Genomic DNA, 24,201 nt, shown 5'->3' with positions numbered 1-24,201 from the left:
GACCTCACTTCGTTACCGGCGCAGCAGCAACCGCTGGCGTGACAGCCTCAGGCACCACCACCTTTAGCGCCAATCGCGGAAACATAAAGCTCCCGCCCGCATCATCAATCACATTCACCTGGCAGATATACGTTCCCGGCTTCAGCTGCGCCAGCGGCACATCGAACTGGAACACCACCGCACCATGCTCCGGATCATTGACAGCAACCGCCGTCACCAGCGGAGTCTCATACACCTTCGTTCCGTTGCTCATGAACTGGATGCTGGTCAGCAGCTTAATCGGGGTCCCCGGCGAGCGGTCTTTGCTCGCTGGGGTGGTCACGGCCTCGCCCTTCACGTCCTTCGACTTCCCCGGGTCATACACCTCGTACAGAAAATAAAGGTGCTGGTTCTGCCGGAACACGTGAGCCACATTCGGCACCCACTCCAGCCCATCGCGCACCAGCGGACTCGCCGCATGCTTCTCCGTATTCGGCGTTCGCTGGCTCGCTACCACCACCGAACTCATCTTTAGCGGAGCCTTCTTCAAATCCGGCACCTGGATGTCCGTCTCAAAGCTCCCCATGTTGCCGGTCTGATTCTCACGCACCACGAATTTCAAGTGATACCTCCCCGGCGCCAGCGTAAAGCCAGTCGAGTACTGAATATTCTTTCGCTGCACCTCCGCCGCCGCATCCACCGCCAGCTTCACTGTCTGCCGAACATTCCCCACCGAGATGCCCTGGGCGTCCTTAACCTGCCCCACAATATCCAGCGTAGCCTTGTCCCGATCCCCACCCTTCACAAACGGAATTTGCGATCCCGGCACGATCAAATTCACCGGAATAAAGTACAAATTCTTGCTGCTCATAAAATAAAGTGCCTGCAGATACACCGCGACATCCGTAGCCGGCAAATCACTACGCATCTGCTCCGTCAGCGCCTCTTCGCGGTCCTCGCTCTTCTGATGCTGGAAGTCCGCCCCCGCGTAGTAGCCCGGCCGATACTCGATCTTCACATCGTCGCGATTCACCTTCACCGTCAGGTGCCGATACGACCCATCCTGCCGCTGATTCGTCGATCGAAATCCCAGGATGTAATACGCTTCCGTATCATGCTGTATCTGCTGAAACACCGGCGCAAAATCATTCGAGTCGAAGAACGCCTTCCCGCCCGTATCCATGCTCAGCGTATCCAGCGTCTCCTGTGATTGGGCATTCGAGCTGATCTGCGCCGTCGCCGCACCTCCGCTATACGCTGAATTCCCGCGCAAACTTCCCGTGCTCGCATCCCCCACCGGCGGCAACGCCTGCAGCCCCCGCGAGTCCACCGAGTAGATCGCCATATTCGCCTTCGCGGCCTCGTTCGTTGCGGCCCGCAAACTAGCCTGGTTCTCAATCCCATTCCGCGTCAGCCCACCAGAAAAATACAGCATAGACTTCCGCTGATCCACCCGCTCCAAACTCTTCGCAATCGTCCGAATCGCCAGCAGCTCGCGGTCCGTATTCAAGCTGTTGTACTCCGTATCATCGGCCGCAAACGCGCTCGTATCATCCGCCGTCCCACTAGTCGACCCCGTCCCCCCATTCGCAAATCCCGTCGCATCCGTGCCGTTATACTTCCCCAGCCCCCGCAGCAGCGCGTCTTTGTTCGACGTGAAATCCTGGTCCATCGTCAGACCCGTCGACATGCTCACCAGCGCCACCAAATCCGCCGGCTGCATCTGTGTCTTCACATATTTCTCCGCAGCCTCGACCGCGCGATCAATATCCTCATCCTGCATCGAACTCAAATCGAAGAAGATCACAATCAGCCGATGGTCCTTCAACTCCTTCGGACTCGCCGCAAAATTCCTCTCCAACAGATCGGCGACCGTGGCCTTTCCCGAAGCCGTCGACTTCTCCGCCAGCACCGCCGCCTCATCCACATTCTGATAGTCGAAGCTGATAATCTTCTGCGGCTTCTTGTCCTCATAGATCGTAAAGTCGGACGCCTTCAACCCCTTCACCACCGCGCCCGTTTTCTTGTCCCGCACCACCACGTTCGTCAACACAATATTCGCATTCAAATTCAGCCGATACGTCCCCTGGCCCGCGGCCTGTTGAACGTCTTGCGACACGGGCGCAGCCGTCTGTGCAGCCCCGACCGGCCCGCCCAGCCCGACCACCCCAGCCATCACCGCCGCCACCAATCGCCGCATCGCCATCCTCTACGCTTTACTGTCTACGCTCTACACTCTGCCCTTAGAACCTGTACCGCGCCTGCATCAGCAACGTCCGCATCTGCGCCGCACTCGTCACCACACCAAAGTTCGCCGAGTTTTCCGTCGTATTGATCCCGCTATACTGCACCGTGTTGAACACGTTGCTCGCTGTCACGCGCGCCTCAAACGACCGCGTCCCGCCAAACTCAATCGTCCGCGACAGCGACGCATTCACCGCCGCCGTCCCCGGCCCTTCAATCGAATTTCGAGACGCCGTCCCATACTCGCCAGCCGGCACCGCAAACGCCGCCTTGTTGAAGAAGTCATTGATCGTCCCCGCACCCTTGATAGGCTGCGTAAATACGCGGTCCGGTCGCAGCGTAAACGCGTTGCCCGAAGACGCCTCCTCCTGGCTTCCCGAGTACGACGGCGTAAAGTAGCTCCCCGTCGAGAACGTAAACGTCCCGCTCAGCGAGAAATCGTCCAGCGCATGCGACCAGAATCCACCCTTGTTGAAGTACGCGCGGTTGGGCCCAAACGGAAGCGACAGCAGCCAGTTGCCCGTCGCGCTCTGCCGCACATCAAAGGAAGAATTGCCCTCTTCCAAATCCAGTCGCTGGAAATTCTGCACGCTCGTTGCACTCGACCCCCCAACCGACGACGCATTATCAATCGCATGCCCATACGTATACGTAATCCCCAGCGCGATGCCCTTCTGTTGCCGCTTCTGCAAGCTCACCACCAGCGAATTAGCATGCGATCCCGCCACCGATGTCTCATACAAAAATGGCGCCACACCCGGCGTCGTAACTCCCGCGGGCGTGCTGTTCGGAGACCCGAGCACATCCAACCCGCTACCCTTCGCCCCGTTATATCCAATGTTGAATACGATCCCCATTGGAAACGTCCGCTGGATATTCACGTTGTACGCCTGCACCATCCCCAGCCGGTAATACTTGTTCACCGAATAGTTATTCTGAATCGTCTCTTCCGTCGAGCACCCAAAGCCATTCGCCAGTGTCATGTTCGCAGTCGAGTCCGGCGTAGTCGTCACGCAGCCCGTCGACGCCGGATCTGGATTCGCCGCGCTCGCCACCGGAAGAACATTCGTCTGCGTCTCCGCAAACGGCGGCTGAAACGAGAGCGACTTCGCCATCGCCGCAAACTGTCCCGTGTTGTAGTTGATCCCATACCCCGCACGCACCACCGTCTGCTTGGTCCACTTCGATGTCGACTTCGGCCTCCACGCCAATCCAAATCGCGGCGCGTACATCGCACGATCGGGATTCACCAACCCGCTCGGAAATTTGCCCTGAAACTCTCCTATCTGTCCCGGCTGCACCGGATCCACCTCGCTAAAATCCGCGTTGTGATCCAGGTTCACCAACCGGTTGTTCTTCTCCGTATACGGCGCGAAATACTCATACCGCAGACCAAAATTCAGTGTCCAATTTGCAGCCAGCCGGAAGTCATCGTTCGCGTACCAGTCGTACACATTCTCGCGCAGATAAATTTTGTACAGCCCCGCCTGGATTGCCGTACTCTGCGGCAGCCCCAGCAGAAAATCTGCAAACCCCGATCCCGTCAACGCCGCGCTCCCAACAGCCTTGTCCTCCGGGCTCTCCGTCGCATAGCCCGTAAACGTGAACTGCCCCAGCGGATCATTTCCGCCAATCGAATCGGCATGCACTCGCCGAATATCCAGCCCTAAACGAAAGTTGTGTTTCGCATGCCGATACGCAACAAAATCAGAGAAGCTGATTGTTTGGTTAATCAACTGGCTCGGCGTTGCATTCGTAAGCCCCGCAAAGTTGCTGATATTGAGCGAGGGCAGGCCGTTATAAAAGTTCGGATCGGCAAACCCGCCACTCTCATTCGGAATCGTGATCCCAGCCGCCGTCGTCGGATCATTCGCAGTGTTCGTAAAATAATTCCGCGCCTCCGTATTCAGCCTGTTCCACGTCAACGTCGCATGATTCGACAGTCGTCCGTACGAAACCGTGTACCCTGTGCTCAGCTGGTTGCCATCGCTCTCACTCGCTCCGCCCAGCGCCAAAAAAATATTCCGCTGATCTTGTGCCTGGTGCGAGTAGTTGTATCCAATGTTGATATTCTGCTGCAGCGTAGCCGGCCCAATGCTTGCTCCACCGCGTCGCCCGCCTCCACCGCCGCCGCCAAGCATCGCAAACGGCGATCCCGCACTTCCACCCAGCGTGCGCACATACCGCGTGTTCAACGCCACCACGTTATTGCCTGCATTCGAAATCGTCTCGTAGTTATACCCTTGCGCGTTGACCGGAATATTCGGCGCCGGGTAATACTGCAGCAGCGCCAGCGCCTGCGGCGAGATCGGCGTCGTCGCATTCGCCAGATTATTTCCATTCACCGGCAGCCCCGTGGCGGGATCATAAATCGTCACAGGCGTGATCACTCCATTCACAACCTGCGTCGACTCCGAAAAATCCCCCTCGCGCTCCAGCGTCGTCGGCACCCGCTCCGGCCCACCCAGAAACGCATTCAGATTCTTCTGCCCCGTCAAATTGATGAACACGAACTGCTTCGGATTCGGCTTCGTCAGTCCTGGAATGTACGGCGACTCCGCAAACGTCACGCCATAATTATTCGCGTACGACGACGGCTTCATCTGCGGCTGCAACGTCGGCGACCACTGCGCCGAATCCAGCGCCCCATTGCTCACCCGGTAATAAATACTTCCGTGCGGCTGCGATGGATTGAAGTTCCGAAACGCCCCACTCCCAAAGCCACCACCACCGCCGCGTCCACCGCGCCCACCCCCACCTCCACCAAATCCACCACCGCCCATCATCCCGCCAAGCGCACCCACGATCGCATTGGTAGGATCGCCGCCCTGCGGAATCATCCCGCTCGCCCGCGCCTGCGCCACCGCATCCTGCACCCGCTGCCGAATCTCTTCCTCGCTCAAGTTCGCCAGCCCATTGGTCCCACCCGTCTGCCCCTGCACTGTTACCGAGTCAGCCGACTCATCCCCCATCCCCGACAGCGTTGGCATTGCCGCCCCCGCATTGCGCGTCCCCGTCGTCGCATCCGCCACATCCCCACCCGCATTCAAACTCAACCCCTGCATCCCCCCCTGCGCTCCCAGCCCCGAACCCTGCGCCTGCTTCGCCTCCTCCGCGGCAACCCGGCTCGCCAACTGCAATCCAAAATCCGTAGCCTTCGGCACAATCGTAATCCCCTGGTTCGCCGCCTCGGCCTGCACCCCATTCAGCACGACCTCCTGCGTAACATCCGCAAACCCCGTCAGCTGCGCCCGCACCACGTACCGCCCATTGCGAGAAATCGCCATCGCATACTTTCCATCAATGTCAGTTGTCGTCGCGTACTTTCTCCCAGTCAACGAATTCATCGCCGTAATCGCAACCCCCGGCAGCGGAACTCCCCCGCCCTTACCCCCCGCGCCAGCAACCACCCGACCCTCGATCGTTCCGCCCTGCCCAGCAACTGCCGCCCCCTGCGCCGCCGGAGCCTGTATCGCTACAACAGCGGGTACTGCGGATCCTGGCTGTATGGCTGGCTCAGGCTGTACAGCCGTAGGGCTCTGCGCCATCAACGCACCCCCGCACAGCATCGCCGCCGCCATCCACACTCGCCGTCTTATCGTCCGACCCTCCACGTACACCTCTCCCTCAATCCCAAACCGCAACCAACTCAGCCGCACACCGTTCTCGCCCTTGCTTTTCTTTCTGTCATTCCCTTTGGGAATCTGCTTCTGTTCTTGTTCTTCCTACTGCGGGTTCGGATTCGGACTAGGCCTCGCCTTACCACCCGACGCCGCATCTCCCGCCGCGCGCGGACCCCGCTCGATCACCACCAGTTCCGTCGGCACAAAGATCCCACCCTTCACCGACCCAGTCCCCCGCACGTTCTCCCCCACCTTGATATCGGCCAGCGTAATGCTCTCCCCACCCTGCTCTGCCGCCGCACCCGTTCCGCCGCCAGCAACTCCGCTGCCAGCCATTCCGCTCATCCGCGCACCTCGTCCGCCCTTCCGAAACGAAGTCGTCTCATCCAGCCCGATCGTCTGCGCCACGTGGTCCGGCCGCTCCACCGTCATCTTCGCGTTATCGAGATCAATCGCCGTCACCCGCCCTACGATGTACGTCTTCCCCAAATTCTCCTTCATCGCCTTAAGTTGCGCCGCGTCGGTCGCAAACACGACCGCAGCATGCAGCGTCTTATTCGGCGCATCCAGAATCCCGGCCGCCATCACCCCGTCCCCCACCTTCAAATCCGAAATCTTCACCACAGTCTCGCGAGCGCGACCTGGAGCGGGAGGCGGCGTCACCGCACCGGGCGTGCCACCCGACGAAGCAGCTACCGTAGCTCGACCTCCACCCATCATCACCCGCGTATTGTCGGTCGTCACAACTTGCATCGACCCGCCATCCTCCGTCTTCACGGTCAGCGTGGATCCCGAAATCGCCGTCACTTCCCCCGCCACCCGCTGCATATTCGCGAAGAATTCTCCGCCGCCCCGCTGCGCTCCCGGCGGCGGCGCCTGAATCTGCACCTGCGCACGAATCACACCCGCACCCACCACCACTGCCCACAGCGCCGCCAACCTCGCCTTACGACCCATACCGTGCTCCTTCGCCCACCCCATACTCTCTACAAACAAAGACGGCATCCCCACCCGGAAGACGCGCTCACCAAGCGAATTATTCGCCGTGTCTCACCACTCGCGCGGCCCTCCGATTCTGCCGCGTGGCCATTGTCTTTCTCCGCGCTTGGGTTTACCGTCAAACAACGGCCCCTCGCTCGCCGTCTCACGACCAATACCAAAGCATCCCCCAAAGCAAATTCAGAGCAACAACCCCGCTTTGTGAAGCATCCAAGCGCCAGAAGCATCGAATGTACCCTGGAGCAAACCATGCTGACGCAGTCGACAAATCTCGCCCCCAAACAATCGCGCAGCGCGGATCTCCTCGATCGCTTCCGCACCGTGCGTGCCGCGACCATGGCCTTCTGTAGTCCCTTATCCCCGGAAGACATGATGGTCCAATCCTGCGCCGAAGCCTCGCCCGTCAAATGGCATCTCGCCCACACCTCCTGGTTCTTCGAAACCTTCGTTCTCTCCGAGTTCGTTGCCGGGTACCAGCCCTTCGACCCCAACTTCAAATGGCTTTTCAATAGCTATTACCGCGCCCTCGGTGAGATGCCGGAAAAGAAGCTCCGCGCCTCGTTCTCCCGCCCTCCCCTCGACCAGATCCTCGCCTACCGTCGCCATGTAGACGCAGCCATCGAGCGCCTCCTCTGCAGTCATCCCGAGGACGAATCTCAGCGCCGCATCGTCCTCGGCCTCGAGCACGAGCAGCAGCATCTCGAACTCGCCGCCACCGACATCAAGCACGCCTTCTTCACCAACCCCCTGCACCCCGCCTACCGCCTGTCTCCGCCCCAACTCAACCAGATTGCTGCCGGTGCCGACAGCATCTCCCCGCCGCTCAACTGGATCAGCTTCACCCCCGGCACCTCCGCCCGTCCCGGCATCGTCGGCATCGGCATCTCCCCCGACCCAAACGATATCTACGCCTTCGCCTTCGACAACGAAACCCCGCGCCACCCCATCTATCTCCCGCCCTTCCAGCTAGCCTCCCGCGCCGTAACTTGCGCCGAGTACCTCGCCTTCATCGAAGACGACGGCTACGCCCGCCCCGAGCTCTGGCTCTCCGAAGGCTGGGACACCCTCCAGGCCCAGGGCTGGCAAGCCCCTCTCTACTGGACGCGCGACTCCCACAATCCCTCCGGCTGGAGCATCTTCACCCTCAACGGCTTCCGCCCCCTCGGCGAGCTCTCCGAAACCCCCGTCTGCCACGTCAGCTTCTTCGAGGCCGACGCCTTCGCCCGCTGGTCCGGCAACCGCCTCCCCACCGAGTTCGAATGGGAGTTTGTCGCCGCCCAGCAATCCAAAGAATTGTCATCCTTCACTGAAGGCGGAGGATCTGCTTCTCCGTCCATCCACGGCAACTTCATGGAATCCGGCGCCCTCCACCCCCAGGTAGGCAGCGCCACGGCCCCCACCCCCCAGCAGCTCTACGGCGACGTCTGGGAGTGGACTCAGTCGCCCTACACCGGCTACCCCGGCTACAAGCCTCTCCCCGGCGCCCTCGGCGAATACAACGGCAAATTCATGAGCTCCCAAATCGTCCTCCGCGGCGGCTCCTGCGTAACCCCCGAGACCCACATCCGCGCCACGTATCGCAACTTCTTCTCCCCCGCCACCCGCTGGCAGTTCAGCGGCCTCCGCCTGGCCCGCGACGGAGCGTAGTTCCCGCCGTCGCCTTTGTACCTGTAGTTGATTGTCGTTGTCAGTTTTTCGCTGTCATCCTGAGCGGAGCGAAGGACCCCCGTATTTCTACGTGATGGCGATAATCACGCGATGCCACGAACATCCGTTCGCTAAAGGATTAGCCGCACCAAAGCCGAACCCGATTTCCGAGCAATCCTGAACCGCAAAGCCTCTACCTCGCATCCAAGCCCGAAGCTCTTTCGTTCGTACCTTGCTCTCCCACGAGGCCCCCTTTGACCACCGCGACCCCTGTCTCCCTCAACGAGGCCGTCCTGAACGAAGCCCTCTCCGGCCTAACCGCCTCCCCCAAGGTCCTCTCCCCCTGGCTCTTCTACGACGAGCGCGGCTCCGAGCTCTTTGAAGCCATCACCGACCTCCCCGAGTACTACCTCACCCGCACCGAGCGCGCCCTCTTCGCCACCCACGCCGACGACATCCTCCGCGAATTCCTCACCCCCGGCGCCCCCGCAAGCCAGTCCTTCCACTCTCACGACACCTTCACCATCGCCGAGCTGGGCGCCGGCTCCGCCACCAAGACCGGCCTCCTCCTCCAGGCCGCCACCCGCCTCCAGCCCAACCTCCTCTACCAGCCCATCGACGTCAGCGCCTCCGCCCTCGAAGCCGCTGAAAACCTCGCCCTCACCATCCCCGGCCTCAACGTACATGCCCAGGTAGCCAACTACGTCACCGAACCCTACACCCTCCAACATCCCTGCACCTCGGGCAATGGCAACGGCAACGGCCACCAGCACGGCCCCCGCAGCCGAGTCCTCGCCTTATACATCGGCTCCAGCATCGGCAACTTTTCACCAGAGGAAGCTCAAGCCATCCTGCATCGCCTCCGCTCCCACCTCCAGCCCGGCGACGCCCTCCTCCTCGGCGCCGACCTCGCCCCCAGCGCCCACAAGCCGATCTCCACCATCCTCTCCGCCTACGACGACGCAGCCGGAGTTACCGCCGCCTTCAACCTCAACATTCTCACCCGCCTCAACCGCGATCTAGACGCCGACTTCAACCTCGATGCCTTCTCCCACCGCGCCCGCTGGAACGCCAACGAAAGCCGCATCGAGATGCACCTCGAAAGCCTCATACCCCAAACGGTCCACATAGCCGGCCAGCGCATCCCCTTCGCCCAGTTCGAAACCATCCACACCGAAAACAGCCACAAGTTCACCGACGAAGCCCTCAACGACCTCCTAACCCGCTCTGGCTTCACCCCCACCCGCACCTTCCACGACCCCACCCGCAGCTTCGCCCTAACCCTGGCCCACACCCTCTAGCCCGGATCGTTTTGCCCACGCTGCCCCGGTCGTTGCCGTTACGATTGCCCCTGCCCCTGCCCCTGCCCCTGCCCCCGCCTCTGCCTCTGCCTCTGCCTCTGCCTCTGCCTCCGCCTCTGCCTCTGCCTTTGCCTTTGCCTTTGCCTTTGCTTTTGCTTTTCTTTGACAATTTCTAAGAGAAATTGTCATTCCGAGCGTAGCGAGGAACCTGCTTTCTCCCGTTCTTGCCCTTGCCTTTCTTTCTGTCTGTCACTCCCTCCGGCAATCTGCGTTCGTCCGAACGTCTCCTCACCCAAGCTCTGTCATCCTGAGCGCAGCCGAAGGACCCCGACGCTTTCGACTCACCTCGATCGCTAACCCCTTTAGGCAATAGCTCGCTACGTAGCCAACCCACCCGGCCTGCGGACGAACCGTTGCACTCACCCCCAAAAAATAAATCCCCCCCAATCACCCTAAAAACAGCCCAAAATCAGCATGTCAACCCCCCACCACCTCACCAAACCCACAAACCCCGCGCCCCCATTGCCGATTTCGCGCCAACCAACTTGGCATACTTACCCCCACCAACCCACTACAATTGAACTAGACCCTCTCCCACGACAAATCAGAAACCCACGCCGCCCAAAACAAGGGGCCAACGACTCAACCCATACCCAAGGAATGAAAGACCCCACGCCCCATCCACGCGTAAAGTCTTTCGATGGTAGTACCTCGACCCTTAACGTCCTTAGATGCAACAGTTACATCAACCAGCCAGGGGGTACTTTCGTCCCTAACCCGTTTGAATAGAATCGTTTACACATGAAGTCATACCCCGAGGGGGGAGGGGGGCACCCCTACACAACCCGCGTATACGTCCCACTCTTCCCGCCGGTCTTGGACAGCAACACAATCTCCCGAATCCGAATCCCCTTATCCAGCGCCTTGGTCATGTCATAGACAGTAAGCGCCGCAACCGCCGCCGCAGTCATAGCCTCCATCTCGACGCCCGTCCCAGCCACAGTAGCCGCAGTAGCCCGAATCTCCACCCCACCGGCCACCACGGTAGCCTGCACATCCACAAACGTCAGCGCGAGCGGATGACACATCGGGATCAACTCACTAGTCCGCTTCGCCGCCTGGATTCCGGCAAACCGAGCCACCTCCAACGGATCACCCTTGGGATTCTGCGGCAAGGCAGCCAACACAGCCTCATTCAACTCAACGAACGCGGAAGCCACAGCCTCCCGCCGCGTCTCAGCCTTAGCCCCAACATCCACCATCCGAGCCTGCCCACCCTCATCAAAGTGCGACAGCTTGTCGCTCACGGTCGCCTCCGCGCGAACGTACGCGTCAACCAGCCGGCCACGATCATGATTACCGGCACCAGCGAGGACAGCAGCAGCTTCAAGAACCAGTGAGTTCCCGGGACGAACATGTGGTGCAGCACAAAGAACACACCCACCACAGCCATCCCAACGCCCACGAACAGGCCAACACCCAGCCCGATCAAAATGCCGCTAACGAAAAGGAGATTCTCGCTTCGGTCGCTCATGCAGTGATCCTACCGCAGCAACACGCGCACCGTCAGCCCAGCAGGGAAGTGTTCGACGCCCGCTGGAAGCACCACATACCCATTCCCGCGAGCATTCGCCACCACATCCCCTGAACCCTGCCAACCAACAACCCGAACCCCAACCCCATCCCAACCGCCGCTCAACTCAGCCGGCAGAAACCGAGTAACCCGTGCCCCACCCTTCACCCCCTCACTCAGCCGAGCCTCCACAAACACCGGCGCAATCTCCGTCCGACCAGCCAGCGCCCGCAGCATCGGCGCAACAAACAAAGCAAAGCAAACCTGCGCCGACACAGGATTTCCCGGCAACCCAAAGAAGTAAGTCCAACCCTTCTCCGAAGGCAACCGCCCAAACACAATCGGCTTTCCCGGCTGAATCAGCGCACCCGTAAAGAAGAATTCCGCGCGAAACTCCCGCAGCACCTGCTCGACGAGGTCATACTTGCCCATCGAAACGCCGCCCGACAGCAGCAGCAGATCCGCCTCGCGGCCTTCAGCGACCTGCGCCCGCAGCTCCCCAAGCGTGTCCCGCGCAATCGCCAGCCGCAAGCCAACGCCGCCAGCAGCCTCCACCAGCGCGGCCAGCGCATAACTATTGGAGTTCCGAATCTGCCAAGCCTCCATCGGTTCATCCAACTCCACCAACTCATCGCCCGTCGCAATAATCGCCACCTTCGGCCGAGCGAACACCTGCACCTTCGCCAGTCCACAACTAGCCGCGACACTGATCTCCGCCGCGCCCAGCGAACGCCCAACAGGCAGCACTACATTGCCGGCAAGCGTCTCCGCCCCGCGCGGCACCACATTCTCCCCAACCCTCAACGAACGCCCAGCCTCCACGCGCAGCGTTTCCTCAGCCAACGCCGTATGCTCGACCATCACCACAGCATCCGCCCCAACAGGCAAAGGAGCTCCCGTCATGATCTCGATCGCCTCACCCTCACCCAGCGCCTTACCTGACCAACTCTCGCCCGCCCGCACCGAACCGGCAACCCGCAACGCCTTACCCACATCCCCCGAGCGAACCGCATACCCATCCCGCGTAGCCCGATCGAACGCCGGCTGATCCCGGTCCGCCACAACCACCGCAGCCAGCACCCTGCCCGCACCAGCGAGCAGCTCCACAACCTCCACCCCGCGCACACTCCCACCCGAACGCGCCTGCGTCAGCACCTCCTCCAATGCCTGCTCGAACGGCAACACCCTCTCGCTCATCGTCCAAATCTCCCGCCCGCGACCTCGGTTCAGAGACGCGAAAGCCCCGGTCAACTGCTCCTGACCGGGGCTCTCCTCACTGCACGCTCTTTAGTGCTTCTTCGGTGCCTTGTAATTCGTGTCGATCGTTTCGCCAAGGCTCGCCAGCACTGCCTTCACCTGCGGAACCTTCGGATCGTTGGGTGCCAGCGCGAGGAACTTGTCGTACGCCTCAACGCATCCTGGAGGCGCCGTCAACTTATTCGTCTTCGGGTCGACAGCCGACTTCGTCACCAAAGCCTGACCCTTGATGAAATAAGCATCGGCCTGGTTCGGATCAGCGACAATCGCTTTGTTCGCTGCGTCCAGCGCCGCATCCATCTGTCCAGCGTTGTATAGGACAGCGGCGGCATTCTTGTAATAGATGCCCGCCTTGGTAGGATCTGCCTTCGCCGCATTGTCGAATGCGGGGATCGCCTCATCGGTCTTGCCCTGCGCGGTTAGTGCATTGCCAAGCTGGTTATAGTCAGCCGCCAGACCTGCAACATTGGGCTTCGCGGCCGCTGAATCGAGTGCCACAGCCTTCTTGTAAGCATCCACCGCCTCGCCGTACGTCTGACTTACCGCGTCATCAGAGCTGGGAGATTTGCTGGCTTTCTTATCTGCATCGGCCAGGTGCCGCCCTTGAGCCAGCAGCGTGTCGCCGTAAGTCAGCCAGAGCAAGCCTTCATCGGGCTTTGCGCCAACGGCCTCCTTCATCATCGCGACGTCCTTGCTCACGTCGTCCTTGTTCGGAGCCGCAGCCGCCAGATCTGCGCGCACCGTCTTCAACGTCCCATTCAACTTTGCGATGACCTCGTTAGCCGAGCTAACCGCAGCATTCTTCTTCTTGTACTCTTCGAGCGCCTTCTGCTGCTCCGGAGTCATCTGCTTGATGTACTCGGCGCGCGACATGTCATCATCCAGTGTCAGGTCCGTGTCCTCACCCTTCACCTTCAGCTCAAGCCGATCGGCGACAGTGGTGCCCTGCACGAAGTAGACGTAGTAATTGCCCGGTGCCACGCCGGTAGCTTTATAGTTTCCCTCGCCATCGATTGGGACAACCGTCGCGAACTTGGCGTCCTTGTAGGCCACTGACTGATCGGTCGTGAACTTCACCTCACCGGTGGTAAAGCTCATCCCCGCGGGGTTTGTGACGTGACCATGCACCGTCGCTCCAGGTTTCTGAGCAAGCGCGGGAGTAATCGCGAAAATTGCCACACCCACGATGCTTGCAAGTTTGGCAAAAAGAGAACCTCTATAAGTCTTCATCATTTCGTCGCCTTCTTTCGATTCAGCCCGAAGCCTCGATCTGCTAACGGACGTTCGTATAATCTCGTGCCGTTCCGCTCTGTGCATAGCGGATTGGGTCGGCTAAGCCGGCTGCGGAAAAAGCTCGCAGCCGCAAATCGCAACTTTCGCACACTCCGCAGGCCTCAGTTTCACCTGAGTAGCACGACCAACTTACATGTAACGGAGCGCCCAATTCAACTCCCAGCGTCACAATCTCGTGCTTTCTTAGCTTGATCAGTGGCGTTACCACCTTGATCTCGCCCTCTTTGGTCCCTCGACGGATCAGCTCGTTGAAGGCTTCGTAATACGCTGGCCTGCAGTCCGGATAACCCGAACTGTCCTGTTCGACCGCGCCCATGAACACGGTCGTCGCTCCCAGAACCTCCGCCCAACTCACCGCCGCGCTCAGAAAATGCGCATTGCGGAAGGGAACATAGGTCACCGGCACATCCTCTCCTGCTCTCGCCGAGGCACCGTCTATCCCGTCGATAGCCGCTTCCGGTACCGCAATCCTCGAGTCCGTCAGGGCCGATCCGCCGATGCGCCGGAAAAGATCTGTATCCAGCTCCATCAACTCCCGCAACCCAACCGCGTTCGCTACCTCGCGCGCTGCCTGCAATTCACGCTTCTGCGTGCGCTGACCGTAACTGAAGTGCAGACCAAAGCTGTCGTAATCTCGAGCTGCCAGTGTCGCGCAGACAGTGGAATCCATCCCCCCTGAGAGGCAGACCACGGCCCTCGCCCGACTCATTTTGACGAATCCTCCGCTGCAATCTCTGCCGCGGTTACCGACTCCAAGGATTCAGGCGCATCATTCATCGCCTCCAGCAGGCCACGCGCCGCCGCTTCGTCTTTTGCCTGCACCTGCAGCTGCGATTCAAATGCAACCGGAATCATGCTGTTTGCCGTCTCCCCCACAACAAATACGGGAATGCCGGAAGCTTCCAGCGCAGACCTCGCCATGTTGGCCTCCATTGGCTCTGGAAAGGTGGCTATCGTGACTAACTCGTCCTGCTGATCCGTGTTCCTCTGATCCACGTTCGCTTCGTTGCTCATGATCTTCGTCTCGCTGTCTCCGCTTGCGCGGTTGTCCTTATTCTCCGCGGCTCGGCTACTTGAAATCAACCGATTGCAGGTGGAAAGTAATCGTGCCCCAGAACAGCCGGGCCTGCATCTGCACGGGTAGATGCCGAGCATCATCTGTGTACCAGATCCAGATGCTGCCGCGGTTTTTCACGACCCCCTCTTCTGCGGTCGCTTGAACTTTGATGGTCTGAAACGTCCCTGCGGGTGTCTTGATTTCCTCGCGACCCTCTACTTTCATGCCCACGCTTACCGTCCGCATCGCATCCGCTAACGGGAATTCCACTGTCTGTCCGGGCGCCATCGGTTGCGATTGCGTGTAAAACATGGCCGACAGCAAGTCCGTCACGCAAGCCGGAATATTGGTCACGTTATGCGTAGCCGTGCCCTTAACCAGGTTCCGTTCGTTCCGCGTCTGCTTTCCATGTACATAATCGAAGGTGAGATCGCTTGCGATCTTGCGCCGGCCCTCCTGCGTCTGCTTATCGAACCCTGTCGAGCACCCAGTCTTCAAATCGAAGCCCGACTGGAAGCCATCCACCACCGGGAACAGCATATTCACCGCGCCTACCGTATTTGCCGTAGCCGAGATCTTCAGCAGATTCCCCACCTGGTCCAGGTGAAATACCGCAGTTCCCGCCGTAAAAACCCGCCAATCCACGCTGTAGGTAAGGGTTTGGTGCTGAGGATAATCAAACCCTGGAGCGGGCGGCTGCAGTACCGGAATCGGTCGCTGCACGGCCGGCGTTACCGGCTTCGAAAACAGCTGCGCCTTCATCTTCAGCGGCTGTCCAAAGCTCATCACAACGGCCAGCGCAAAGGCTGTTCTCCCCACGACCACCGCCGACGAGTCTCTCCAGACCCGCAAACGGGCCATCCAAACAACCTTCAAATCAGCATCTCCCGTGGGTTAGACGCACCTGCGAAGTGTCAGTGCCACAGTATCATCCGCAGCGTCAAGGCCGCATAAATCGCGACTGCGCCCATACTGGCATTGTACTCGCGATGATACCGGTAGCGCTCCGCTGAGAACCGCCCGCCGCTCGCGTCCACGCCGTCAAAGCGCGCCGCAGACCACCGCCACCAAAGCCGCGGAACCTTGCGGCAATACTCCTCAAAGCCCGCAAACTCGCCGCGTAGAAAGTTCTCCTCGGACAAAATCGTCGGCACATAAATCGCCAGAAACATTCCTATCAGCAAGACGACCAGCCACCAGCGTCCCGCAGCCACGGCAAACCCAGCCGCAATCCATACCGATCCCAAATAAAGCGGGTTGCGCGTGTGCGCATACGGCCCAGTCCGCGTAAGCTCCGCATTTTTCTTCACATACCCGGCCGCATACCCACGCAGCCATAATCCCGGCAGTACCAGCAACAGGCTCAACGCCAGAGTATGCCAGCTCGGCCGGGCAAACACGAGGAAAACCGCCGCCACAACAAATCCAAGCGGGACACGCACCCTGCGTGCGATCTTTTGCCAACCCGTCTTGCCACCAGCTTTCGTCATCGTCGCCGAACCCATCCCACCATTCTCTCAAATCGCATCCCTGCGCCTCACAGCAGACTGCGGACGGCGTCCACTACGGCGTCCACCGAGATCCTCGCCAATCCTGCGTCTTCCGAATTCGCGCGCTTATAACTCGTCACCGAAGCAGGATCACGCAGCACCACCTTTGCGCCCGGCCCCCGAGGCCCATTCCTCTCCGGATCGGTCGGCCCGAACAGCGCCACCAGCGGAACACCCAGCGCTGCCGCCAAATGCGTCGGCCCAGAATCACCACCCACCAGCAGCGTCATTCGTCGCATCAATGCAATCAACCCAGTAACATTGCACACGACAACCCGCGCCACGCCTCCACTAGCCTCCACCACCGCCGCCGCCAACGCATCATCCTTGCGCGGAGCATTCACCACGACATCCATCCCCATAGCCTTCAGTTCGACAGCGAGCGCCCCATAGTTTTTCACCGCCCAGCACTTGGCCGGCCATCCTGCACTCGCAGCCAGTAAGCACGTCCGCCGATCATCCACCACCTCCGCGGCCCAATGATCCGCCCACTCCTCATGCGGCAATTCCACGCCACCCGGCTCCAGCGCCACCCCACAAGCCTCCCCCAGCAACGCCGCGCCTTGCTCAATCACATGCCTGCCCTTGCGTTCGAGTTTCGTCCGGTAAAACTTCGCAGCCATAGCCTCGCGCGGATCGCTATACCCTGCAAACTTTTCCGAGCCCGACATCCGCCCAATCACCGCAGACCGCAACGTCCCCTGCATATCGACCGCCAGATCATAGCTCTCGCCCCGCAACGCACGGCGCAACTCAAAAATCGAGCGTAACGTTGCAGGCGACGCCGGAGCCTTCGACCACTTCTTCGTCTCCGCCAAATGCACGCGGCCTACAATCGGACCTTCCCCCTCGCCATCGACCAACAGCGGCGCCCACCGCGGATCCACCACCCAATCGATCTTCCAATCCGGCCGCATTCTCCGCAATGCAGCGACTGCCGGCAACGCATGCAGCACGTCGCCCATCGCACCTACGCGGATGACAAGGATCTTCATCAGGCCTTTGCCCCCCGACGCAGCAGCTTCGCTTCTAGTGCGCGCAACACCGCTGCGGGATCCGCAAACTCTGCCGCCAGCGCGACCACCATTACCGGTCCATGCTCTTCCAGCCGCCGCCGCATCGCTTCTGTCAGCTTCACCGCATCCTTCTCCGTCGTAACGAATCCTGATCCATTCAGGCTCTTCGCCACCTCAATCACCCGCTTCATATCGGCCGCAGTATAACGATGATGATCCGGAAACGCGACCGTCTCCACCACTCCACATCCCGAGCTCTGCAACATGGTGGCAAAATCCTCCGGCCGCGCGATAGCGCAAAATGCCACCGGTCGAAGTCCAGCTCCAAACACCCGCAGCGGAGCAGGGAAGACCAGCTTCCTGCGCACGATCCACATCTGTCCACTCTCGCGAAGCATCTCCCACGCGCGCTTATTTACGGCCGTAACTCCCGCATCGATATCCGCATCCACTTCGTTCTGGCGAACCACCAGAACGTCTGCGCGCTGCAGCGCAGACAAACTCTCGCGTAGATTGCCCGCCGGCAACAACGTATCCTCAAGGTCCTCCGACGTCACCAGGACGATATCAACGCTTCGCCCAAGTTGCCGATGTTGAAATCCGTCATCCAGCAGATGCACGCCGCGCACTATGCATTCAGTCTGTTCCTCCGCACGCTTTCCCGCAACATATCGATCGGCGCCCACCCACACCGGCGCGCCCGTCTGCTCGGCAATCAAGACGGGTTCATCTCCAAATCGACGCGCCGCGTAATCCAACTCCGGCTCCACCTGCTCCATGCCCCACCCCTCGCGGCCGTACCCCCGCGAAAGAACATCGACTGTCCATCCCCCGTCGCGCAAAAGCTTCGCCAGCGCAATCACCACCGGAGTCTTGCCCGCGCCGCCCGCCGACAAACTGCCAACACTCACCACAGGCCACTTCAGCGTGCGCGTCCGTCCGAGCCCCGCACGACGCAACCCCTCCTTCAGCCGGATCGCAGCCGCATACAAAGGCACCAGCGGCTTCGCCCACGCCCGTCTCGCGCTCATGCCGCCTCCCCGGAAATCAAGCTCACAATCGCCTTCACCGATCGCGCCGTTGCCCCCTGCTGCTCTTCAAAAACCCGCCGTCCCGCCTCCCCAACCGCCTTCGCCTCTTCGCGATCCGCCAGCAAATCGGCGACCACGTTACCCAGCTCAATCTCATCGTGCACAATACGAATCCCGCCTACCTCCTTCAACTTCGTGACCACGTCACGGAAGTTTTCGTACGACGGACCCATCACCACCGGCACACCAAACTGCGCAGGCTCCAACGGATTATGGCCACCCTTCCGAACCAGGCTGCCGCCGAGGAACGCGACATCTGCAACCCCATACACAGCCGCAAGATCCCCAATCGTGTCGAGCAGCACAACCTCGATTCCCAGCGATGAAATCTCTGCTCCATCACCTGTCCCGAGAGGCTCACTAGCCTTCACATAGCGAATCGATCGCAGCAGAACCTCCACACCCGAAAACCTCTCCGGATGGCGCGGCGCTAATACCAACAGTGCATTCGTCTTTCCACGCAAAGATTCTTTCCATGCTGCTACCACCAGTTCCTCTTCCGCAGGCACCCCGTCCACCGTGCTTCCCGCGACGAAGATGGAGCGCCCTCCCGCCATGGATCGAATCCACTCCGGAACCCGGCTCTGCTTCGGTGCACGGATGTCATACTTCATATTCCCCGCAGCCTGCACCCGCTCCGCGCGAACCCCCGCGATCACCAGCCGCAATGCGTCTTGCTCACTCTGCGCCAGCCACAGCGCAGGCTTGCGCAGTATCCGCCCCCAGATCCATTGCATCCGCTGGGCTCGCGCAAACGACCGGTCGCTCATCCGCGCATTCGCAACCACAACCGGCACGCCTCGACGCCCGCACTCGTGCAGCATCCGCGGCCAAAGCTCGCTCTCCATCAGGACGACCGCAGTCGGCCGAACCGCGCGCAGATACGCCCGCACAGAGAAAGCAAAGTCCAGCGGCATATAGAACACGCGGTGCACACCAAACCGTTCGCGCGCCAGCGCTTGCCCGGTGCGCGTGGTCGTCGAAATTACCACCCGATATCCATCCCCCAACGCCGCCTCCAGCTCTCCCACCAACCGCGACGCCGCCAGCACCTCACCCACGCTCACAGCATGAACCCACACCGCTCGCTTGCTTTGAACGGACAGCACCAACTGCCAGGGAACTGCACCAAGACGCTGCCACAAACCCTCGCGATATCGCTCAGTCGTGGCCATGCGCAGCAGCCACCAGGGCGAACTCAGCGCGAGCGCCAGCGTCAGCAACGCGCTGTAAGCCAGCATCGTCACGCTTTACCCATCGCCGTATTTTGTTTTCGCAGCATCCTGAAGAGGATAATCGAAGGGAACGAAGATCACTCACCCATGAACGAATTCACCCTGAACATACGCCCTGCCACGCCCGACGACGTCCCCACCATCCTCACCTTCATTCGCGAGCTAGCCGAGTTCGAACGCGAACCCCACGCCGTTAAAGCAACCGAGGCCGACCTCCTCCGCGACGGTTGGGGAACCTCCGCACGCTTCACCGCCATCATCGCCGAATACAACGGGATCGCCGCCGGCTTCGCGCTCTACTTCACCACCTACTCCACCTGGCGCGGCCATCATGGCATTCGACTCGAGGATCTCTACGTCACCCCCTCCCTGCGCGGCCACGGCATCGGCAAGGCACTCCTCGCGCGGCTCGCCCGCATCGCCGTAGACCAGGGCTGTCCCCGCCTCGAGTGGGATGTCCTCGAGTGGAACGAGTCAGCTATCGCCGTCTACCGTCGTGTCGGCGCCCACGTGCTAACCGAGTGGCGCATCATGCGCATCGCCGACGAGCCACTCGCAGCCCTGGCCGCCACCGACAGCAGCTCTGACCCTTCCGAGCACGTATCCTAAGAGCAGATGAAAAAGATCCACGTAATCGGCGGCGGCCTCGCCGGCCCCGAAGCAGCATTACAGGCAGCGAGCCTCGGCTGCGACGTCATTCTCTCGGAGATGCGCCCCATCCGTTCCACCGAAGCTCACCAAACCTCCGACTTCGCCGAACTCGTATGCTCAAACTCCCTCAAGAGCGAAAGCGAAAACACCGCACCCTGGCTGCTCAAACAGGAGATGCGCCGCGCCAACTCCTTCCTCCTGCAAGCCGCCGACGCCAGCGCCGTCCCCGCCGGACACGCCCTCGCTGTCGACCGTATCGAATTCTCTCGCCGCGTCGCCGACCTCATCGCAGCGAACCCAAAGATCGAAGTCCGCCGCGAAGAAGTCACAGCCCTCGACGAAACCGATCCCGACACAATCACCATCCTCGCCAGCGGCCCGTTGACCAGCTCTCCGCTCGCAGCAGAGCTCCAACGCCTCACCGGCGCCGAGCAGCTAGCCTTCTACGACAGCATCTCCCCCATCGTCGACGCCAGCACGATCGACATGGACAAGGTTTACTTTGCCGCCCGCTGGGACAAAGGCACCGCCGACTACATCAACTGCCCCTTCACGAAAGAAGAGTACGAAGCCTTCCTCGACGCGCTCACCACCGCCGAGATCGTGGAAGCAAAAAGTTGGGAAGCGTTACCCACTAACGGCGTCGCTACGCCGGCGCCTCAAACCATGAACTACTTCGAAGGGTGCCTGCCCATTGAAGAGACCGCCCGCCGAGGCCGCGATACCCTCCGCTTCGGCCCCATGAAGCCCGCCGGCCTCACCAACCCCAAGACCGGCCGCTGGCCCTACGCCGCCGTTCAACTCCGCCAGGAAAATCTCCGTGCCGACAGCTACAACCTCGTCGGCTTCCAGAATCACCTCAAGTTCGGCGAGCAAGCCCGCGTCCTCCGTCTGATTCCCGGGCTCGAGCACGCCACCTTCCTCCGTTACGGCCAAATCCACCGCAACACTTACATCCACGCACCCTCGCTCCTCACCGAAACCCTGCAACTGCGCGCCCACCCAAGCATCCTGATCGCCGGCCAACTTTCAGGAGTCGAAGGTTACACCGAGTCCATCGCCAGTGGCCTGCTCGCCGGACGCTACGCAGCCGCGTTAGCCAGTGGCCACCAACCAACCCCCGCCCCACGCATCACGGCCAACGGCTCGCTCACGCATTACATCACCCACGCCGACCAAAAGAAATTCCAGCCAGCCAACATCACCTTTGATCTTCTGCTCCCGCTAGAAGAAGACCTCCGCAAGAAAATCCGCGACAAGAAAGAATGCCACCGCATCCAGTGCGAACGCGCCCTCACCGCCTGGGATCAGTGGCTCGATAGCGGACCTAAGCTTCAATAGGAATTCGAAGGCTGAGTGAAACCGAATGGCAACGCAACCATCCGCCTATGCCAAGACATGGATCGAATTCAATGCGATACGCGTCACCGTCGGCCTCGATCCTCAAGCCGAAAAGAATGCATCCCGCTTCTAAATCCGATCCACCTAGCTCGAACGAACTCAAGCCGTAGATCGTGAACTCGACGATCCCGTGCTGCGCGGTACGAAAGTAGCCTTGCTGATCTGTTTCAGTCAAAGTATTCCAGGTTCGTACCTGCAAGACGGATTCACCTTTGAGCTCAAGCCGAAAGCTTTCCACAATCGCATCATGGAAGCTGGGCCAGTGGCCGAAGTGGGCAACAATTTGGTCGAACCCCGAGACTTTATCGATTGCAGCGACCATTTCCTCTAATCCTTGTCCTTCTTCTTATTCCGCGCCTTCACCTTGAACCAGATCGGGCTACCAATAAACTTGAACGTATCCCGAATCTCATTCGCCAAAAACCGCTCATAGCTGAAGTGCAGCTTCACATCGCGATCCGTGAAGAGCACAAACGTAGGCGGGGCAACCGCGGCCTGCGTCATGTAATAAATCTTCACTCGCCGATTCATGGGTACGCTCGCCCGCTGAAAATCAATCTTGTCCAGGAAGCGATTCATCGCGCCCGTCGACACACGCTTGCGCCGCTCCCGCGCAACCAACTCCACTTTCTTAAACACCTCATCGATACCTTTGGACTCTGAAGCGGATACAAACAACAACGGCGCATAATCCAAATATTTCAGCGAGTCCCGCACCTGCTGCTCATACAGCTTCTTGTCCGCCGGCGCGCTGCCGTCAAACAAGGTCTTTCCGTCCGGCCCAACCTTGGTCACCAAATCCCATTTGTTCACGACGATAATCACGCTGCGGCCACTCTCATGCGCATAGCCGCCAATGTTCGCGTCCGCCGCCGCCACACCTTCCGTCGCATCGATCACCAGCAGCGACACATCCGCCGCCTCCAAATGCTTGCGGCTCATGATCACCGAAAGCTTCTCCGCCATCAGCTTGGTCTTTCCCTTGCGCCGGATGCCCGCCGTATCGATGAACCGGAAGCTATGCCCGTCCCGCTCCACCACCTCGTCTACCGCATCGCGCGTCGTTCCCGCAATCGGCGAAACAATCGCGCGATCGCTGTTCGTCAGCGCATTCAACAGCGTGCTCTTCCCAACATTCGGTCGCCCAATAATCGCAATCTTGGTCTCCCGCGAAATGTGTTCGCCATGCGACCGCAACCGGCGCCCCGGCCCCGCAGGCACTTCCTCATCCGGCCCCGTCTGTGCCCCGGGCAGCGGATCGCCGCCCCCGTCCATGTCTTCTTCGAACTCCTCTTCCTCACCTTCAAACCGTTCTTCCGGCTCTTCCGCAACAAACTCCGGAGGCAACGCCGCCCAAACTTCATCCAGCAAATCGCCAATGCCCGCGCCATGTTCTGCCGATATCGGACAGACGTTCTTGAACCCCAAACGGCGAAAATTCTCCGCCGCAGCATACATATCCGGCGCATCCATCTTGTTCACCGCCAGAAAGATCGGCTTGCCGCCACGCAGCAGCAATCGAGCCAACTCGACATCCGGCGAAGCCAATTCCGTGCGTCCGTCGACCACCATGATGATCACGTCCGCCTCTTCCAGCCCAACCTTCGCCTGGCGAAAAATCTCCGACGGAATCAGCGCCTCATCATCCGGAACCACGCCGCCGGTATCGACCAGCCGCACATCGCGTCCCGCCCACTCGACCTCGCCATAGATGCGATCGCGCGTAATCCCCGGCTCATCGCCCACAATCGAGCGCCGCGTCTGCGTCAGCCGATTAAACAGCGTCGACTTCCCAACATTCGGCCGCCCGCAAATCGCCACCAGCGGCAACCGCGCCGCCTCACGATGCCCCACATCCGTCGCCAGCGTCAGCGCCGAAGCAATCTTCTCCGCTTCCTTCCAGTCGCGCTCCTCATGCCCACTCCCCGCCCCACCCGCAACCGAACTCTTGTTGCGCTTACCCAGCGTCCGCGTGTCACGCGCTGCCCGCTCTTCGCGCTCATCGTCGAAGTCCCCGCCATACCCGCGCGTCCCCGCCTCATCCCGATTGCGCAGCACCACCTTATGCTCCCGGTCCGGACTCTTCGTCGGCGTCTTTGCCAGCTTTGTCGCCGCAGCTTTCTTCGCCGCCAACTCGTGGCGCTTCTTCGGCGACACCGCTCCGGTAGTCGCCGTCCCACGCGGAGCCGTCCTGCCCAGCTTCGGCCGCGTACTCGCCTGCCGATGCTTCTTACCCAGCCGTTTCTTCTCAGTCCGCTTCGCCGCCATCGCTCTCAAACCTCTG

Annotated in this window: 20 protein-coding genes; 4 read left to right on the top strand and 16 right to left on the bottom strand. The window is 60.6% G+C overall.

Translation table 11 applies throughout. From position 1 onward, the window contains the following. Positions 1 to 4: 4 nt before the first annotated feature. The 3 genes from GSQ80_RS12355 to GSQ80_RS12345 form a co-directional block, all read right to left on the bottom strand. On the bottom strand, positions 5 to 2,179 hold the full coding sequence (locus tag GSQ80_RS12355) for a VWA domain-containing protein (RefSeq protein ID WP_158787922.1): 2,175 nt from the start codon (positions 2,177 to 2,179) through the stop codon (positions 5 to 7). A 43-nt stretch (positions 2,180 to 2,222) separates the two neighbouring features. Beyond that, a complete protein-coding gene (locus GSQ80_RS12350; protein ID WP_254059603.1) occupies positions 2,223 to 5,882 on the bottom strand; it encodes a TonB-dependent receptor in 3,660 nt (1,219 codons plus the stop codon). Positions 5,883 to 5,948: 66 nt separating this feature from the next. Continuing rightward, positions 5,949 to 6,803 (bottom strand): hypothetical protein, encoded by an 855-nt coding sequence (locus GSQ80_RS12345; protein WP_158787921.1) that lies wholly within the window; start codon positions 6,801 to 6,803, stop codon positions 5,949 to 5,951. Positions 6,804 to 7,094: 291 nt separating this feature from the next. Between GSQ80_RS12345 and egtB the strand changes: the two genes are divergently transcribed. Continuing rightward, the gene (gene egtB / locus GSQ80_RS12340) at positions 7,095 to 8,492 is read left to right on the top strand and encodes an ergothioneine biosynthesis protein EgtB (protein ID WP_158787920.1); all 1,398 of its coding nucleotides are present in this window, start codon (positions 7,095 to 7,097) and stop codon (positions 8,490 to 8,492) included. Positions 8,493 to 8,746: 254 nt separating this feature from the next. Next, positions 8,747 to 9,793 (top strand): L-histidine N(alpha)-methyltransferase, encoded by a 1,047-nt coding sequence (gene egtD, locus GSQ80_RS12335; RefSeq protein WP_158787919.1) that lies wholly within the window; start codon positions 8,747 to 8,749, stop codon positions 9,791 to 9,793. 836 nt (positions 9,794 to 10,629) lie between these two features. Here the strand turns inward: egtD and moaC are convergent. From moaC to GSQ80_RS12280, 11 genes are all read right to left on the bottom strand, one after another. Beyond that, entirely contained in the window at positions 10,630 to 11,100 is a 471-nt protein-coding gene (gene moaC, locus GSQ80_RS12330; protein WP_158787918.1) for a cyclic pyranopterin monophosphate synthase MoaC, read from the bottom strand. Beyond that, entirely contained in the window at positions 11,097 to 11,327 is a 231-nt protein-coding gene (locus GSQ80_RS12325) for a hypothetical protein (RefSeq protein ID WP_158787917.1), read from the bottom strand. The genes moaC and GSQ80_RS12325 overlap by 4 nt, the downstream gene beginning before the upstream one ends. A 9-nt stretch (positions 11,328 to 11,336) precedes the next feature. Further along, a complete protein-coding gene (gene glp / locus GSQ80_RS12320; protein WP_158787916.1) occupies positions 11,337 to 12,563 on the bottom strand; it encodes a gephyrin-like molybdotransferase Glp in 1,227 nt (408 codons plus the stop codon). Positions 12,564 to 12,653: 90 nt separating this feature from the next. Beyond that, a complete protein-coding gene (locus tag GSQ80_RS12315) occupies positions 12,654 to 13,853 on the bottom strand; it encodes a tetratricopeptide repeat protein (RefSeq protein WP_216850297.1) in 1,200 nt (399 codons plus the stop codon). Between the two features lie 43 nt (positions 13,854 to 13,896). After that, positions 13,897 to 14,625, bottom strand: a complete 729-nt coding sequence (gene queC, locus GSQ80_RS12310; protein ID WP_158787914.1) for a 7-cyano-7-deazaguanine synthase QueC — start codon at positions 14,623 to 14,625, stop codon at positions 13,897 to 13,899. Then, a complete protein-coding gene (locus tag GSQ80_RS12305) occupies positions 14,622 to 14,930 on the bottom strand; it encodes a putative signal transducing protein (protein WP_158787913.1) in 309 nt (102 codons plus the stop codon). The genes queC and GSQ80_RS12305 overlap by 4 nt, the downstream gene beginning before the upstream one ends. Positions 14,931 to 14,985: 55 nt before the next feature. After that, a complete protein-coding gene (locus GSQ80_RS12300) occupies positions 14,986 to 15,834 on the bottom strand; it encodes a DUF3108 domain-containing protein (protein ID WP_371315711.1) in 849 nt (282 codons plus the stop codon). Between the two features lie 53 nt (positions 15,835 to 15,887). Further along, entirely contained in the window at positions 15,888 to 16,463 is a 576-nt protein-coding gene (locus GSQ80_RS12295) for an isoprenylcysteine carboxylmethyltransferase family protein (protein WP_254059602.1), read from the bottom strand. A 47-nt stretch (positions 16,464 to 16,510) separates the two neighbouring features. Beyond that, on the bottom strand, positions 16,511 to 17,518 hold the full coding sequence (locus GSQ80_RS12290; protein ID WP_158787911.1) for a glycosyltransferase family 9 protein: 1,008 nt from the start codon (positions 17,516 to 17,518) through the stop codon (positions 16,511 to 16,513). Further along, entirely contained in the window at positions 17,518 to 18,570 is a 1,053-nt protein-coding gene (lpxK, locus tag GSQ80_RS12285; protein WP_158787910.1) for a tetraacyldisaccharide 4'-kinase, read from the bottom strand. Before lpxK ends, GSQ80_RS12290 begins: the two co-directional genes overlap by 1 nt. Then, entirely contained in the window at positions 18,567 to 19,871 is a 1,305-nt protein-coding gene (locus tag GSQ80_RS12280) for a 3-deoxy-D-manno-octulosonic acid transferase (RefSeq protein WP_158787909.1), read from the bottom strand. Before GSQ80_RS12280 ends, lpxK begins: the two co-directional genes overlap by 4 nt. A gap of 81 nt (positions 19,872 to 19,952) precedes the next feature. Here GSQ80_RS12280 and GSQ80_RS12275 point away from each other — a divergent pair, with 81 nt between their 5' ends. Then, the gene (locus GSQ80_RS12275) at positions 19,953 to 20,474 is read left to right on the top strand and encodes a GNAT family N-acetyltransferase (protein ID WP_158787908.1); all 522 of its coding nucleotides are present in this window, start codon (positions 19,953 to 19,955) and stop codon (positions 20,472 to 20,474) included. Positions 20,475 to 20,480: 6 nt separating this feature from the next. Continuing rightward, positions 20,481 to 21,857: a methylenetetrahydrofolate--tRNA-(uracil(54)-C(5))-methyltransferase (FADH(2)-oxidizing) TrmFO gene (trmFO, locus tag GSQ80_RS12270; RefSeq protein WP_158787907.1), complete on the top strand. Its 1,377-nt coding sequence runs from the start codon at positions 20,481 to 20,483 to the stop codon at positions 21,855 to 21,857. Here the strand turns inward: trmFO and GSQ80_RS12265 are convergent. Further along, the gene (locus GSQ80_RS12265) at positions 21,844 to 22,239 is read right to left on the bottom strand and encodes a hypothetical protein (protein ID WP_158787906.1); all 396 of its coding nucleotides are present in this window, start codon (positions 22,237 to 22,239) and stop codon (positions 21,844 to 21,846) included. The genes trmFO and GSQ80_RS12265 overlap by 14 nt on opposite strands. A gap of 5 nt (positions 22,240 to 22,244) precedes the next feature. After that, positions 22,245 to 24,185, bottom strand: coding sequence for a ribosome biogenesis GTPase Der (gene der / locus GSQ80_RS12260; RefSeq protein WP_158788687.1), 1,941 nt, complete (start codon positions 24,183 to 24,185; stop codon positions 22,245 to 22,247). Positions 24,186 to 24,201 lie beyond the last annotated feature (16 nt).

The organism is Granulicella sp. L46 (assembly GCF_009765785.1).
Taxonomy (GTDB): domain Bacteria; phylum Acidobacteriota; class Terriglobia; order Terriglobales; family Acidobacteriaceae; genus Granulicella.
This window is presented reverse-complemented; position numbering and strand designations above follow the sequence as displayed.

Excerpts from the sequence above, each read along its gene's own strand:
- GSQ80_RS12280 (WP_158787909.1), bottom strand. The coding sequence starts at position 19,871 with ATGCTGGCTTACAGCGCGTTGCTGACGCTGGCGCTCGCGCTGAGTTCG.
- GSQ80_RS12300 (WP_371315711.1), bottom strand. The coding sequence starts at position 15,834 with ATGGCCCGTTTGCGGGTCTGGAGAGACTCGTCGGCGGTGGTCGTGGGG.
- GSQ80_RS12305 (WP_158787913.1), bottom strand. The coding sequence starts at position 14,930 with ATGAGCAACGAAGCGAACGTGGATCAGAGGAACACGGATCAGCAGGAC.
- GSQ80_RS12290 (WP_158787911.1), bottom strand. The coding sequence starts at position 17,518 with ATGAAGATCCTTGTCATCCGCGTAGGTGCGATGGGCGACGTGCTGCAT.
- egtB (WP_158787920.1), top strand. The coding sequence starts at position 7,095 with ATGCTGACGCAGTCGACAAATCTCGCCCCCAAACAATCGCGCAGCGCG.
- glp (WP_158787916.1), bottom strand. The coding sequence starts at position 12,563 with ATGAGCGAGAGGGTGTTGCCGTTCGAGCAGGCATTGGAGGAGGTGCTG.
- GSQ80_RS12325 (WP_158787917.1), bottom strand. The coding sequence starts at position 11,327 with ATGAGCGACCGAAGCGAGAATCTCCTTTTCGTTAGCGGCATTTTGATC.
- GSQ80_RS12345 (WP_158787921.1), bottom strand. The coding sequence starts at position 6,803 with ATGGGTCGTAAGGCGAGGTTGGCGGCGCTGTGGGCAGTGGTGGTGGGT.
- GSQ80_RS12355 (WP_158787922.1), bottom strand. The coding sequence starts at position 2,179 with ATGCGGCGATTGGTGGCGGCGGTGATGGCTGGGGTGGTCGGGCTGGGC.
- GSQ80_RS12275 (WP_158787908.1), top strand. The coding sequence starts at position 19,953 with ATGAACGAATTCACCCTGAACATACGCCCTGCCACGCCCGACGACGTC.
- GSQ80_RS12295 (WP_254059602.1), bottom strand. The coding sequence starts at position 16,463 with ATGACGAAAGCTGGTGGCAAGACGGGTTGGCAAAAGATCGCACGCAGG.
- GSQ80_RS12265 (WP_158787906.1), bottom strand. The coding sequence starts at position 22,239 with ATGGTCGCTGCAATCGATAAAGTCTCGGGGTTCGACCAAATTGTTGCC.
- queC (WP_158787914.1), bottom strand. The coding sequence starts at position 14,625 with ATGAGTCGGGCGAGGGCCGTGGTCTGCCTCTCAGGGGGGATGGATTCC.
- lpxK (WP_158787910.1), bottom strand. The coding sequence starts at position 18,570 with ATGAGCGCGAGACGGGCGTGGGCGAAGCCGCTGGTGCCTTTGTATGCG.
- GSQ80_RS12315 (WP_216850297.1), bottom strand. The coding sequence starts at position 13,853 with ATGAAGACTTATAGAGGTTCTCTTTTTGCCAAACTTGCAAGCATCGTG.
- der (WP_158788687.1), bottom strand. The coding sequence starts at position 24,185 with ATGGCGGCGAAGCGGACTGAGAAGAAACGGCTGGGTAAGAAGCATCGG.
- trmFO (WP_158787907.1), top strand. The coding sequence starts at position 20,481 with ATGAAAAAGATCCACGTAATCGGCGGCGGCCTCGCCGGCCCCGAAGCA.